General features: G+C 71.0%; 10 protein-coding genes. 2 read left to right on the top strand and 8 right to left on the bottom strand.

Annotation, left to right across the window (positions count from 1 at the left end):
• Positions 1-115: 115 nt before the first annotated feature.
• The gene (locus ACIO9K_RS10575) at positions 116-2,464 is read left to right on the top strand and encodes a peptidoglycan binding domain-containing protein (protein WP_400328382.1); all 2,349 of its coding nucleotides are present in this window, start codon (positions 116-118) and stop codon (positions 2,462-2,464) included.
• Between the two features lie 121 nt (positions 2,465-2,585).
• The gene (locus tag ACIO9K_RS10570) at positions 2,586-4,295 is read left to right on the top strand and encodes an ABC transporter family substrate-binding protein (RefSeq protein ID WP_400328380.1); all 1,710 of its coding nucleotides are present in this window, start codon (positions 2,586-2,588) and stop codon (positions 4,293-4,295) included.
• A 20-nt stretch (positions 4,296-4,315) separates the two neighbouring features.
• Here ACIO9K_RS10570 and ACIO9K_RS10565 read toward each other — a convergent pair whose 3' ends face one another.
• The 8 genes from ACIO9K_RS10565 to ACIO9K_RS10530 form a co-directional block, all read right to left on the bottom strand.
• Positions 4,316-5,365 carry an ABC transporter ATP-binding protein gene (locus ACIO9K_RS10565; RefSeq protein WP_363621429.1) on the bottom strand — a complete coding sequence of 350 codons (1,050 nt, stop codon included), beginning with the start codon at positions 5,363-5,365 and terminating at the stop codon, positions 4,316-4,318.
• A 158-nt stretch (positions 5,366-5,523) separates the two neighbouring features.
• Entirely contained in the window at positions 5,524-6,627 is a 1,104-nt protein-coding gene (locus ACIO9K_RS10560) for an ABC transporter ATP-binding protein (protein WP_400328378.1), read from the bottom strand.
• Complete coding sequence (locus ACIO9K_RS10555; protein ID WP_363621425.1) at positions 6,617-7,669, bottom strand: ABC transporter ATP-binding protein; 1,053 nt, start codon at positions 7,667-7,669, stop codon at positions 6,617-6,619. Before ACIO9K_RS10555 ends, ACIO9K_RS10560 begins: the two co-directional genes overlap by 11 nt.
• A 16-nt stretch (positions 7,670-7,685) precedes the next feature.
• On the bottom strand, positions 7,686-8,600 hold the full coding sequence (locus ACIO9K_RS10550; RefSeq protein ID WP_363621502.1) for an ABC transporter permease: 915 nt from the start codon (positions 8,598-8,600) through the stop codon (positions 7,686-7,688).
• A gap of 76 nt (positions 8,601-8,676) precedes the next feature.
• Positions 8,677-9,603 carry an ABC transporter permease gene (locus ACIO9K_RS10545; protein WP_363585423.1) on the bottom strand — a complete coding sequence of 309 codons (927 nt, stop codon included), beginning with the start codon at positions 9,601-9,603 and terminating at the stop codon, positions 8,677-8,679.
• A gap of 117 nt (positions 9,604-9,720) precedes the next feature.
• Positions 9,721-11,346 carry an ABC transporter substrate-binding protein gene (locus ACIO9K_RS10540; RefSeq protein WP_363621423.1) on the bottom strand — a complete coding sequence of 542 codons (1,626 nt, stop codon included), beginning with the start codon at positions 11,344-11,346 and terminating at the stop codon, positions 9,721-9,723.
• A gap of 172 nt (positions 11,347-11,518) precedes the next feature.
• Entirely contained in the window at positions 11,519-12,535 is a 1,017-nt protein-coding gene (locus ACIO9K_RS10535; protein WP_400328375.1) for an ABC transporter ATP-binding protein, read from the bottom strand.
• Positions 12,528-13,580, bottom strand: a complete 1,053-nt coding sequence (locus ACIO9K_RS10530; protein WP_363372523.1) for an ABC transporter ATP-binding protein — start codon at positions 13,578-13,580, stop codon at positions 12,528-12,530. Before ACIO9K_RS10530 ends, ACIO9K_RS10535 begins: the two co-directional genes overlap by 8 nt.
• Positions 13,581-13,596 lie beyond the last annotated feature (16 nt).

Raw genomic sequence — 13,596 nt, 5'->3', positions numbered from 1 at the left:
TCCCAGTATGGTGGTCCCGCAGAACGCCGTACCCGACCGCCGCCCGCCCAGGCCCGGCGACCACGAACCGCGGTCGCGCCGCACGGCCCGCCCGCGAACCCGGAGCAGAGCAGCATTGAGCAGCCGCGAATCTGACAACGCCCACCCGACGCCCCGGCGTACGGGTCCGGACGCCTACCCGTCGGGCACCCCGCCCTACGGCACACCGGGGCTCCCGGGCGGCGACCGGGCCGGTGCCGCCCAGGGCGCCGCGTCGGGCGGCGAGGACGACGGCCCGAAGACCGAGACCACCCTGACGACCCGGGTCCGGATCAACATCCCCGGGTCGCGCCCGATCCCGCCGGTCGTGGTCCGCAGCACCGTCAAGAACGAGGACGGCCCGGGCGAGGAGGCCCCGGCGGCCGCCCCCGAGCCGGGCGGCCCGCGGCACCGGTCCGCGCCCTCCTCCCCCGTCCTCGGGGTGATGGAGGGCGGCGCCCGCACGGCCACCCCGCCGGAACTGCCGCCGGAGTGGCAGGTCCCGCCGATCCCGCCGGCGACGTCCGAGGCCGAGTCCACCGGCGCCTGGTTCCGGCCCCGGCAGAAGAAGGCGGAGCCGGCGCCGACCGCCGTACCGGCCGGTGCCCCGGGCGCGCCGGAGGCCCCGGCCGCGCCCGCCGCCGCCGAGCCCCGGCCGACGGCCGCCCCGGCCCCCGGCGCCCGCCCGAACGGTGCCCGCCCCGCCCAGGGCGCGGCCCGCCCGAACGGCCGACCGGTGCCCGCCCAGGCCCAGGCCCCGAACCCGGCCCCGAACCCGAACGGTGCGCCGTTCCCCGCCGGCCCCGGTGCGCAGGCCCCGGCGGAGGAGCCCGGCGTGTACGAGGCCGCCTCCCCCTTCGCCCCGCCCACCGCCGACCCGTTCGCCCCGATGGCGCCCACGGCCGGAGCCCGCGGCCGGCGCGACGACCGCCCGCAGCAGGACGCCCAGCAGAACGGCGGCCAGCAGAACGGCGGCCGGCGCAACGGCCGGCAGTCCGACGGCCGGCCGCAGCAGGGCCCGCGCCCGGGCGCCCGCCCGCAGGGCCCGGCGGCCGGCGCGACGGACCCGGAGGACACCTCGGTCGACGGCTTCGAGCCGATCCGCGAGGGCACCCCGCCGCCCGCCGCCATACCGGGCCTGCCGCAGAACGGCGCCGCGCACGGCGGCGAAGCCCGCCCGCAGCCCGGCCTGTTCGCCTCGGCCCCGGCCGGTGCCGACCCGTTCGCCGCCCAGCGCCCCGCCGCGCCGGGCCAGGACGCCTTCGCCCACCCGGCCCCCGGCGGGCTCTTCCCCGGCGCCCCCGGTACCGCCCCCGGGCACCCGCAGCAGCCCGGACCGGACCCGGAGGCCACCGAGTTCACCCCGCTGCCGACCCCCGCCCCGGGCCCCCGGCCCGCACCGCAGCCGGCCAGGACCGAGTCCGCGCCCGCGCCCGCGCCCGCGCCCGCGCCCGCGCCCGCCAAGACCAAGGGCAAGGCCAAGCCGAAGGCCAGCGCCGGCAAGAAGCTGGTCAAGCTGGGCGTGTACGGCGTCGGCTTCGTGCTGTTCCTCGGCGCCGCCGCGTACGGCACCGGCCTGATGCTCAACCAGTCCGACATCCCCAAGGGCACCGTGGTGCTCGGCACCGACATCGGCGGCAACAGCCGCGACCAGGCGATCCACCAGCTCGACGAGACCGTCGGCAAGACCGGCCAGCAGCCGCTCAAGCTGAAGGTCGGCGACCAGGCGCTGAACCTCGACCCGACCGTCGCCGGGCTGAGCTTCGACACCACGGGCACCGTGGACGGCCTCGCCCAGCACAGCTACAGCCCGGTCGACGTCATCAAGTCGCTGAAGGGCGGCACCAAGGCGGTCGCACCGGACGTCAAGGTGGACCGGGCCAAGCTCAAGGCCGCCCTGGACACCCTGGCCTCCGGCTCGGGCCAGGGCCTTCAGGAGGGCTACGTCAAGTTCGCCGACAACGGCGACCCGGTCGTGGTGCCCGGCCGGGCCGGCCAGGCCGTCGACTCGGCGAGCGCCCTCGACGTGGTCGAGCAGGCCTACCGCGACCGCGCCGCCGGCAAGCCCGAGCAGCCGATCGCGCTCGCCGTGACGGCCGCCCAGCCCAAGGTCTCCCCGCAGGCCCTGCAAGCCGCCGCGGACAGCCTCGGCAAGTCCGCGCTCAACGGCAACGTGTACGTCCTGGCCGGCGCCAAGAAGTGGATCTTCGGCAAGCAGGTCGCCGCCAAGACGCTCACGCTCGTCCCGGACGCCTCCGGCAAGATCGTGCCCAAGTGGGACCTCGACGCGCTGAACGGCCAGCTGGGCAGCGTGTTCGACAAGGTGAAGGTCAAGAAGAACGGCCAGAACGCCGCGATCACCCCGCAGGACGTCGCGGACGCCGTCACCTCGCTGCTCGACAAGACCGGCGAGAAGGACCGCACCTTCAAGTTCACCGTCGCCTGAGCGACGACCGCACCGATCGGGGGGCGGGCCGGCATCCGGCCCGCCCCTCGACAACTCCCCCTCCCGGTCAGCAAGATGTGACGCCACACCTTCCGCCACAGCCACCTCGGGGAGCACGCCGATGAGCCGCCGCCTCCAGCACCGGACGGCTCTGCTCGCCGGTCTCACCGCTCTGTCGCTCTCACTGACGCTCTGTTCGTGCGCCTCCGGCCAGGGCGGCGCCGCCGACGGGCCGTCCGCCACCGGGGCCCCCAAGCTCACCTCGATCGACGTCAACCCGCGCGAGCGCTCCCAGCTGCGCCAGGGCGGCACCCTGCACCTGGCGATCGCCCAGTTCTCCCGCCAGTGGTCGCTGATCCAGACCGACGGCAGCGAGTCCTCGACGATCAGCGTCAGCAAGCCGCTGCTGCCGACCTTCTTCCGCTCCGACGCGGCCGGCACCCAGACCGCCAACCCGGCCTACCTGCAAGACGCCCACGCGGAGCTGCGGGACGGCCGGCAGGTCGTCGTCTGGACGCTCAACCCGAAGGCCCACTGGTCCGACGGCACCCCGATCACCTGGCGCGACCTCGAAGCCAACTGGCGGGCGCTGAACGGGAAGGACCCGGCCTACCGGCCCGCCAGCAACACCGGCTTCGAACAGGTCTCCTCGGTCGAGCGGGGCAAGGACGACTTCCAGGCGGTGATGACCTTCGACCGGCCGTTCTCCGAGTGGCAGTCGATGTTCAACGGCGCCGCCAACGCCCCGCTGCTGCCCGCGAGCCGGCTCGCCACCCCGGAGCTGTTCAACTCCGCCTACCTGGACGCGATCCCGGTCACCGCCGGCCCGTTCAAGGTCGAACGGCTGGACCGCGCCGCCCAGACCATCACGCTGGTCGCCGACCCCGCCTGGTGGGGCGACAAGCCGCTGCTGGACCGGATCGTCTTCCACGCCATGCTGCCCAACGCCATGGCCCCCGCCTTCGCCAGGGGCGAGATCGACCTCTTCAACAACGGCCCGGACGTCGCCGGCTACCAGACCATCAAGAGCACCAAGGGCGTCGCCGTCCGCCGGGCCGGCGGGCCCGACTTCCGCCAGCTCACCCTCAACGCCCGCACCCCGGCGCTCAGCGACGCGACCGTCCGCCAGGCCGTCTTCCAGGCCATCAACCGGGACGCCGTCATCCGCTCCGACCTGAACGGCCTGGACTGGCCCGCCGCCCCGCTCAACAACCACCTGCTGGTCGCCAACCAGAACGCCTACCGGGACAACTCCCTCGGCCTCAGCCGCTACGACCCCGCCGAGGCCGCCCGCAAGCTGGACGCGGCCGGCTGGCGGCTCGACGGCGACGTCCGCAAGCGCAACGGCCGCGAGCTGAACCTGCGGATGGTCATCCCCGCCGGCGTCACCCAGGCGCAGAGCGAGGCCGACAGCGCCACCAGGACGCTCAAGGACGTCGGCGTCAAGGTCACCACGGTCACCTCCGCCGCCAACGAGTTCTTCGACAAGTACGTCAACCGCGGCGACTTCGACATCACCGCGTACTCGCTGCTCGGCACGCCCTTCCCGGCCAGCGGCAACCGCGCCGACTTCGTCCAGAACGGCGGCACCAACCACGTCGGCGCGGGCAGCCCGGCGGTGGACGCCGCCCTCGACCGGGCCGCCGCCGCACCCGACGCGGCCACCGCCTCCGAGGCGATCAACCAGGCCGACGGCGAGCTGTGGAAGGTGGCCGGCGTGCTGCCGCTCTACCAGCGCCCGCAGCTGTACGGCGCCCGCGCCAACCTCGCCAACATCGGCGCCCAGGGGCTGTCCGACATCGTCTGGGAGAACGTCGGCTTCGAGCGGTAGACGGCGGCGCCCCGGCGTCCTCAGCCGTGCAGGGTCTCCCGCCAGAAGTGGCAGGCGCTGCGACGGCCGGGCAGCTCGGCGCCCTCGGCGTCCACCATCGGCACCAGCGGCGGGAGTTCGCTCAGGCAGCGGTCCTGCACCCGGTCGCAGCGCGGGTTGAACGCGCAGCCCTGCGGGATCTTCAGGAGGCTGGGCGGCAGGCCCTTGATGGCGTGGAGGTTCTGCCCCTTCTGGTCCAGCCGCGGGATCGAGTCGAGCAGTCCCCGGGTGTACGGGTGGGCGGGGCGCGCGTACAGGTCGCGCACCGGGGCCGTCTCGACGATCCGGCCCGCGTACATCACCGCGATCGTGTCCGCGACGTCGGCGACCACGCCGAGGTCGTGGGTGATCAGGATCAGCCCCATGTGGAACTCGTGCTGCAACTCGGCCAGCAGGTCCATCACCTGGGCCTGCACGGTGACGTCCAGCGCGGTGGTGGGCTCGTCCGCGATGATCAGGTCCGGCTCCATGGAGAGCGCCATGGCGATCATGATGCGCTGGCGCATGCCGCCGGAGAACTGGTGCGGGTAGTCACCGACGCGCTGCCTGGCCGCCGGGATCCGCACCCGGTCCATCAGCTCGATGGCCCTCTCCCTGGCCTCCTTGCGGCTGGCGCCGCGGTGCACCTGGAACATCTCGCCGAGCTGGTACCCCACGCTGAGCACCGGGTTGAGCGAGGACAGTGCGTCCTGGAAGATCATCGCGATCTTCTGGCCCCGGACGAACCGCCGGGCCCTGGAGCCCATGGTCAGCAGGTCCTCGCCGCGGTAGAGGATCCGCCCGCCGGTGATCCGCCCGGGCGGCGTGTCCAGGATGCCCATGATCGCCTGCGCAGTCACCGACTTGCCCGAACCGGACTCACCCAGCACCGCCAGCGTCTCCCCGGCCGACACCGAGTAGCTCACCCCGTTGACGGCCCTGGCCACGCCGTCCCGGGTACGGAACTCGACGTGCAGGTCGTCGACCTCCAGCAGCGGGGTCCCGGGCACCAGGTTCTCCCGACCGCCGCCGATCACCTCCACCATGTCCATCCGAACAGCCCTCCCCCAGCGCAGCGGCGAGCACCTGTACGCGCAGAGCAACTATCAACGACCCGACCCCACTTGCGGAATCGCGCGGCACGTCTCTTTTCCATCACAAGAAAGGGCGCACCCCCGGTGCGGGGGCGCGCCCTGGGTCTCGCGAGCCGCTAACCGGGCTCGGTACCGCCCTGCCCGACCTCGCGCTCCGCCGCGAAGTGACACGCCGAGTCGTGCCGGGCCGCCCCGCCCAGCCAGGACGGCGAGGCGAGCAGCGGGATCTCGGCCGCGCAGCGGTCCTGCGCCTTCCAGCAGCGGGTGCGGAAGCGGCAGCCGGACGGCGGGTTGGCCGGCGAGGGTACGTCCCCGGTGAGCACGATCCGGTCCCGCGACTCCCTGGCCGTCGGGTCCGGCACGGGGACGGCGGAGAGCAGCGCCTGGGTGTACGGGTGGGTGGCGTGGTCGTAGATCTCGGCATCGCTGCCGATCTCGACCATCTTGCCGAGGTACATCACGCCGACCCGGTCCGAGATGTGCCGGACGATGGAGAGGTCGTGCGCGATGAACATGTACGAGAGGTTGAACTCCCCCTGCAGCTTGTCCAGCAGGTTGATCACCTGCGCCTGCACCGACACGTCCAGCGCGGAGACCGGCTCGTCACAGATGATGATCTCCGGCCTGAGCGCCAACCCCCTTGCGATGCCGATGCGCTGGCGCTGCCCGCCGGAGAACTGGTGCGGATAGCGGTTGATGTACTCGGGGTTGAGCCCGACCACGTCCAGCAGGTCCTGGACGGCCTTGCGGCGGTCCCCCTTGGGCGCCACCTCGGGGTGGATCTCGAAGGGCTCCCCGATGATGTCGCCGACCGTCATGCGCGGGTTCAGCGAGGTGTACGGGTCCTGGAACACCATCTGGATGTTGCGGCGGACGGCCTTCAACGCCGACCCGGACAGCCGGGAGATCTCCTCGCCCTTGTAGCGGACCGATCCCCCGGTGGCCGGCTCCAGGTTCATCAGCACCTTGGCCAGCGTGGACTTCCCGCAGCCGGACTCGCCGACGACGCCCAGCGTCTCGCCCTGCCTCAGGTCGAAGGAGACCCCGTCGACGGCCTTCACGGCGCCGACCTGCTTCCTGAACAGCACGCCCTTGGTCAGCGGGAAGTGCTTGACCAGGTCCCGGACTTCGAGGATCGGCTCGCCGCGCGGCACTTCCTGGGCGAAGGCGGCCTCCTCCGGCACCGCGGCACCCAGTGCGGTGGACCCGTTAGCGGCCATGGAGGGTCTCCTTCCAGAAGAAGCAGGCGCTGCCCCGCCCGGCCAGCGGGGCACCGTCGTCCTCGGCGACCGGGTACAGCTCCGGCACCTCGGCCCGGCAGCGGTCCTGCGCCCGCGGGCAGCGCGGGTTGAAGGCGCAGCCCTGGGGGATCCGCAGCAGGTTGGGCGGCAGGCCCTTGATGGCGTAGAGCTCCTGGCCCTTCTGGTCCAGCCGCGGGATGGAGTCCAGCAGGCCGCGGGTGTACGGGTGCGCGGGGCGCGCGTACAGCTCGTGCACCGGGGCGGTCTCGACGATCCGGCCGGCGTACATCACGGCGATCTTGTCGGCGACGTCGGCGACCACGCCGAGGTCGTGGGTGATCAGGATCAGGCCCATGTTGTACTCCGCCTGGAGCTCCGCGAGCAGGTCCATCACCTGCGCCTGGACGGTGACGTCCAGCGCGGTGGTGGGCTCGTCCGCGATGATCAGGTCCGGTTCCAGGGCCAGCGCCATGGCGATCATGATGCGCTGGCGCATGCCGCCGGAGAACTGGTGCGGGTAGTCGTTCACCCGCTGCTTGGCCGCCGGGATCCGCACCCGGTCCATCAGTTCGACGGCCCTGTCCTTGGCCTCCTTGCGGGACGCCCCCCGGTGGGCGCGGAACATCTCGCCGAGCTGGAAGCCCACCGTCAGCACCGGGTTGAGCGAGGACAGCGCGTCCTGGAAGATCATCGCGATCTTCTGGCCGCGGATCCTGCGCCGCTCCTCGTTGCCCATCTTCAGCATGTCCCGACCGCGGAAGCGGATCTCCCCGCGCGGGATCCGGGCCGGCGGCATGTCCAGGATGCCCATGATCGCCTGCGCGGTCACCGACTTGCCCGAACCGGACTCGCCGAGCACCGCGAGCGTCTCCCCCGCCCGGACGCTGTAGTCGACCCCGTTGACCGCCTTGGCCACGCCGTCCCGGGTGACGAACTCGACGTGCAGGTCACGGACGTCGAGCAGCGGCCCCTCGTACGACGCGGCCCGCTCGGACCTGCTGGCGTCCACAGCTGTACTCACGTTGCGCTCCCCTCGCTCAGCGAAGCTTCGGGTCGAGGGCGTCGCGCACCGCGTCGCCCAGCATGATGAAGGCCAGCACGGTGACGGAGAGCGCCACGGCCGGGAAGAACAGCACGTACGGCGCCGTCCGGATCACCTTCTGGGCGGAGGAGATGTCGATGCCCCAGGAGATGGTCGGGTCCTGCAGACCGATGCCGAGGAAGCTCAGCGTCGCCTCGGTGGCGATGTAGCCGCCGAGCGCGATGGTGGCGACGACGATCACGGGGGCGATCGCGTTCGGCAGGATGTGCCGGAACATCAGCCGCCCCGTCCCGGCGCCGAGCGCCCGGCCGGCCACCACGTAGTCGGACTGTTTGACGGTCAGCACGGCGCCGCGCATGACGCGGGCGATCTGGGTCCAGCCGAGGAAGGCCAGCGCGATGACCACGCTCCACACCGTGCGGGTGGTGAAGGCGTTCAGCAGCACCAGGGCGCCGAGCAGCAGTGGGAGGCCGAAGAAGATGTCGGTGATCCGGGAGATCACCGCGTCGACGGCGCCGCCGAAGTAGCCGGCGACCATGCCGGCCAGTCCGCCGAGCACGGTGACCGACAGGGTCACGCAGATGCCGACGGTGATCGAGGCGCGGGCGCCGTACACCACCCGGGCGTAGATCGACCGGCCCTGCCCGTCGTAGCCGAACCAGCCGGCGCCGAAGAAGTCCGTCCAGTTCGGCCGCCTGAGGTAGTCGTGCACCAGGTCGGCCTTGCGCGGGTCGGCGTCGGTGAACGCCCAGGGGAAGACCGCCATGACGACCAGCAGCAGGATCAGCACCGCGGAGATCAGGAAGATCGGCCGCCGGCGCAGGTCCCGCCAGGCGTCGCCCCACAGGCTGCGGGCCTCCTCCCGCTTGGCCGGGTCGGACTCGACCAGGGTCTCCTGCTCGACCGCCATGCCCTGCTCCCCGGCGTAGTCGAGGTGCGAGACCCCGGGCTTGGGGCGCGGCTCGTACGAGTTCTCGTCGTGGACGTCAGGCATAGCGGATCCTCGGGTCCAGGACCGCGTAGAGCAGGTCGACGAGCAGGCTGGCGACGAGGTAGACGATCACCAGGACGGTCACGATGCCGACCACGGTGGGACCTTCCTTCTGGTTGATCGCCCGGTACAGGACGTTGCCGACGCCCTGCACGTTGAAGATGCCCTCGGTGACGATCGCCCCGCCCATCAGGGCGCCGAGGTCGGTGCCGAGGAAGGTGACCACCGGGATCAGCGAGTTGCGCAGCAGGTGGCGGGAGATGACGGTCCGCCGGGGCAGCCCCTTGGCGACCGCCGTGCGGATGTAGTCGGCCCGCAGGTTCTCGCCGATGGACGTCCGGGTGAGCCGGGCGACGTACGCGAGCGAGAGCGAGCCCAGCACGATCGCGGGCAGGATCAGCTGGGAGAGGTCGGTGGAGTCCTGCACCGTCGGGGTGACCCAGCCGAGGTTGGTGGCGAAGATCGTCTGCGCGATGTAGGCCAGCACGAAGACCGGGATCGAGATCACCACCAGGGTGAGGATCAGCACCAGGGTGTCCTGGACGCTGCCGCGCCGGAGGCCGGAGGCCATGCCCAGGGCGAGGCCGAGGACCACTTCGAAGACGAAGGCCATCAGCGCGAGCCGGATGGTGACCGGGAAGGCGGTCGCCATGATCTCGGAGACGGGGCGGCCGGTGAAGCTCGTCCCGAAGTCCCCCTGGAAGAGGTTCCCCATGTAGTGCAGGTACTGCTTCCAGACCGGCTGGTCCAGGAAGTACTTGTGCTTGATGCTGGCCACGATGGCCGGGTCGGCGGCCTTCTCGCCGAACAGCGCCGACACCGGGTCGCCCGGCAGCGTGTAGACCATCAGGAAGATCAGCAGCGTGGTGCCAAAGAACACCGGGATCATCTGCAGCACCCGCCGCAGCACGTAACTGCCCATCCGAGCCTCCTTCCTAGACGTGCCCTGGGTGCACGGCCGGCCGGGGACGGTCGGCCGGGAGGGCCGGGCCCCGCCCTCCGTGCGGGAAGGGCGGGGCCGGCGCGAGGGGTCGGGGGATCAGCCCTTGACCTCGACCTGGGTCCAGGCCGGGTTTCCGAAGGAGTCGAACTTCACGTTCTGCACCTTGGTCGAGTAACCCGAGTTGGTGCGGTAGTACCAGAGCGGGATGGCCGGCATCCCGCTCGGCAGCACCGCCTCGGCCTGCTGGTAGCCGGTCACCGTGTCGGCGACGCTGGCGGCCTCGTCGGCCTTGGTGGCCGCCTGGTCGAACTGCGGGTTGCTGTAGCCGAAGTCGTTGGACGCGGCGCCGGTGCGGTACACGTCGGACAGGAAGTTGGCGTTCAGCGGGTAGTCCTGCACCCAGCCGGTGCGGAAGGCGCCGTTGACCTGGTGCCCGGTGATCGCGGCGCGGGCGGTCTTGAAGTCGGGCTTCGGGTCTCCGAGGCACTCGACGCCGGTGCTCTGCCGGATCGAGTTGCAGACCGCGTCGACCCACTCCTTGTGGCCGCCGTCGGAGTTGTAGGTGATCAGCAGCTTGTTGCCGGGGACGCCGCCGCCGTCGCTGATCAGCTGCTTGGCCTTGGCGGGGTCGAACTTGCAGAAGTCGCCGCAGGCGCCGTCCTTGTAGCCCTCGACGCCCTCGGCCACCCAGGCGGTGGCCGGCTTGCGGGAGTTCTGCAGCACCGTCTTGGTGATGGTGTCGCGGTCGATCGCCATGGACAGGCCCTGGCGCACCTTGGCCTTGTCGGGCGCGGCCCAGTCGGCCTGGTAGAGGGTGAAGCCGATGTTCTGGATGGCGCCCTGCGGGGCGTCGATCGCCCGGTCTCCGAGGTCGCTCTTGTACGTCGCCAGCGCGGACGGCGGCACCTGGTCCATCACGTCCAGGTTGCTGGACTGGAGGTCGGCGTAGGCGGCCTCGGACGTGGTGTACATCTTGAAGACGATGCCGCCGTTCTTCGGCTTGTCGACGCCCTGGTAGTCCGGGAAGGCCTTGGTGACGACCTCGGTGTTGTGGTTCCAGCTGACGAACTGGTAGGGGCCGTTGCCCACCGGCTTCTGCCCGTACCCGGTCGGGTCGTTGAAGAAGGCGTCCGGCAGCGGGGAGAAGGCGATGTAGCCGAGCTTGTACTCGAAGTACGAGACCTTGTTGCTGAGCTTGACGGTGAAGTGCAGGTCGTCGACCACGGTCAGGCCGGACATCTTGGTCGCGGTCGGCTGGCCGCTGCCGGGGTGGACGTCCTGGTACCCCTCGATGTCGGAGAACCAGGAGCTGTTGATCTGGTTGTTGCTGGTGGTCGCGCTCCAGTTCCAGGAGTCCACGAAGTTCTTGGCGTGCACCGGCGTGCCGTCGTGGAACTTCCAGCCGTCCTTCAGCGTGACGTCGAAGGTCTGGGAGTCGCTGGTGTCGATCTTGTCGGCGACCTGCATCCGGATCTTGGCGGTGGCGGGGTCGTAGTCGACCAGCCCCTTGAAGAGGTTCTGGATGATGCGACCGCCGCCGACCTCGTTCGCGTTGGCCGGCTGCAGCGGGTTCTGCGGCTCACTGCTCTGGTAGCTGAAGCTCTTGCTGCTGTCCGACGAGCTGTTGCTGCTTCCGCCGCCGCCGCTGCTGCACCCGGTGGCCACCAGGGCCACGGATGTCGCAGCGGCGAGGACCCAGCGAGCACGGGCGGCTACGGGCATGGAGGTCCCTCCTCGTGGTGTGTGTCGCATCACACCCCATGAGAAGCGCGCCCGGACGACGGCGCGAGTCAGGTGCACCCGGACGGGTGCACCGGACGCCCCGTGAGTTGACGGAACGACGGAAGGGCCCGCGGCGCGAAGCCACGGGCCCTTCCGGGGATGCCACGGGGAGTCAGGCGGCGGCCGGCTCCCGGACCTCGGCGAAGTGACAGGCCGACTCGTGCGCGGCCGGGCCCTTCAGCACCGAGGGCACCGCGAGCAGCGGGATCTCCTCGGCGCAGCGGTCCTCCGCCTTCCAGCAGCGGGTGCGGAAGCGGCAGCCGGACGGCGGGTTGGCCGGCGAGGGGATGTCACCGGTCAGGATGATCCGATCGCGGTTCTCGCGCGCCGTCGGGTCCGGCACCGGCACCGCGGAGAGCAGCGCCTGGGTGTACGGGTGGGTGGCGTTGTCGTAGATCTGCTCGTCGGTGCCGATCTCGACCATCTTGCCGAGGTACATCACGCCGACGCGGTCGGAGATGTGCCGGACGATGGAGAGGTCGTGCGCGATGAACATGTACGACAGGCCGAAGTCGCCCTGCAGCTTCTCCAGCAGGTTGATCACCTGCGCCTGGACGGACACGTCCAGGGCGGAGACCGGCTCGTCACAGATGATGATCTCGGGCTTGAGCGCGAGACCGCGGGCGATGCCGATGCGCTGGCGCTGGCCGCCGGAGAACTGGTGCGGGTACCGGTTGATGTACTCCGGGTTCAGACCCACGACGTCCAGCAGGTCCTGGACGGCCTTGCGGCGGTCGCCCTTGGGCGCCACCTCGGGGTGGATCTCGTAGGGCTCCCCGATGATGTCGCCGACCGTCATGCGCGGGTTCAGCGAGGTGTACGGGTCCTGGAACACCATCTGGATGTTGCGGCGGACGGCCTTGAGGGCCTGGCCGGACAGCTTGGAGATGTCCTCGCCCTTGAACAGCACCTGGCCGGAGGTGGCCCGCTCCAGGTTCATCAGCACCTTGGCCAGCGTGGACTTGCCACAGCCGGACTCGCCGACGATGCCGAGCGTCTCGCCCTTCGCCAGCTCGAAGGAGATGCCGTCGACCGCCTTGACCGCGCCGACCTGCTTCTTGAAGAGGATGCCCTGGCTCAGCGGGTAGTGCTTGACCAGGTCCTTGACCTCCAGGATGGGCTCAGCCATGGAGGGTCTCCTTCCAGAGGTGGCACGCGCTGCGGCGGCCGGTGAGCTCCTTGCCGTCCTTGTCGGTCACCTGGTGCAGCGCCGGGATCTCCGTGCGGCACAGGTCGGTGGCGACGTCACAGCGGGGGTTGAACGCGCAGCCGGTCGGGACCTTCAGCAGGTTCGGGGGCAGGCCCTGGATCGCGTAGAGCTCCTGGCCCTTCTGGTCCAGGCGCGGGATGGAGCGGAGCAGGCCCTTGGTGTACGGGTGCGCCGGGTTGGCGTACAGGTCGTGCACCGGGGCGGTCTCGACGATCCGGCCGGCGTACATCACGGCGATCTTGTCCGCGACGTCGGCGACCACGCCGAGGTCGTGGGTGATCAGGATCAGGCCCATGTTGTACTCGGCCTGGAGCTCCGCGAGCAGGTCCATCACCTGGGCCTGGACGGTGACGTCCAGGGCGGTGGTGGGCTCGTCCGCGATGATCAGGTCGGGCTGCATCGAGAGCGCCATGGCGATCATGATGCGCTGGCGCATGCCGCCGGAGAACTGGTGCGGGTAGTCGCCGACGCGCTGCCTGGCGGCCGGGATGCGCACCCGGTCCATCAGCTCGATGGCCTTCTCCTTGGCGTCCTTCTTGGAGGCGCCCTGGTGCACCCGGAACATCTCGCCGAGCTGGTAGCCCACGCTGAGCACGGGGTTGAGCGAGGACAGCGCGTCCTGGAAGATCATCGCGATCTTCTGGCCGCGGATCCTGCGCCGCTCCTCGTTGCCCATCTTGAGCATGTCCTGGCCGCGGTACAGGATCTCGCCCTGCGTCACCTTGCCGGGCGGCATGTCCAGGATGCCCATGATGGTCTGGGCGGTCACGGACTTGCCGGAGCCGGACTCTCCGAGCACGGCGAGCGTCTCGCCGGCCGCGACGGAGTAGTTGACGCCGTTCACGGCCTTCGCGATGCCGTCCCGGGTGTGGAACTCCACGTGGAGGTTCTTGACCTCCAGCAGCGGGGTGCCAACTTCGAGTCGGCCGCTCTTCTGGTTGTTGTTCTCGATCACGGTGGTCATCGGGTCGTCACCTCTT

This window comes from Kitasatospora sp. NPDC087271 (assembly GCF_044744605.1).
Lineage (GTDB): Bacteria > Actinomycetota > Actinomycetes > Streptomycetales > Streptomycetaceae > Kitasatospora.
This window is presented reverse-complemented; position numbering and strand designations above follow the sequence as displayed.

Excerpts from the sequence above, each read along its gene's own strand:
- ACIO9K_RS10545 (WP_363585423.1), bottom strand. The coding sequence starts at position 9,603 with ATGGGCAGTTACGTGCTGCGGCGGGTGCTGCAGATGATCCCGGTGTTC.
- ACIO9K_RS10535 (WP_400328375.1), bottom strand. The coding sequence starts at position 12,535 with ATGGCTGAGCCCATCCTGGAGGTCAAGGACCTGGTCAAGCACTACCCG.
- ACIO9K_RS10565 (WP_363621429.1), bottom strand. The coding sequence starts at position 5,365 with ATGGACATGGTGGAGGTGATCGGCGGCGGTCGGGAGAACCTGGTGCCC.
- ACIO9K_RS10560 (WP_400328378.1), bottom strand. The coding sequence starts at position 6,627 with ATGGCCGCTAACGGGTCCACCGCACTGGGTGCCGCGGTGCCGGAGGAG.
- ACIO9K_RS10550 (WP_363621502.1), bottom strand. The coding sequence starts at position 8,600 with ATGGCGGTCGAGCAGGAGACCCTGGTCGAGTCCGACCCGGCCAAGCGG.
- ACIO9K_RS10530 (WP_363372523.1), bottom strand. The coding sequence starts at position 13,580 with ATGACCACCGTGATCGAGAACAACAACCAGAAGAGCGGCCGACTCGAA.
- ACIO9K_RS10570 (WP_400328380.1), top strand. The coding sequence starts at position 2,586 with ATGAGCCGCCGCCTCCAGCACCGGACGGCTCTGCTCGCCGGTCTCACC.
- ACIO9K_RS10540 (WP_363621423.1), bottom strand. The coding sequence starts at position 11,346 with ATGCCCGTAGCCGCCCGTGCTCGCTGGGTCCTCGCCGCTGCGACATCC.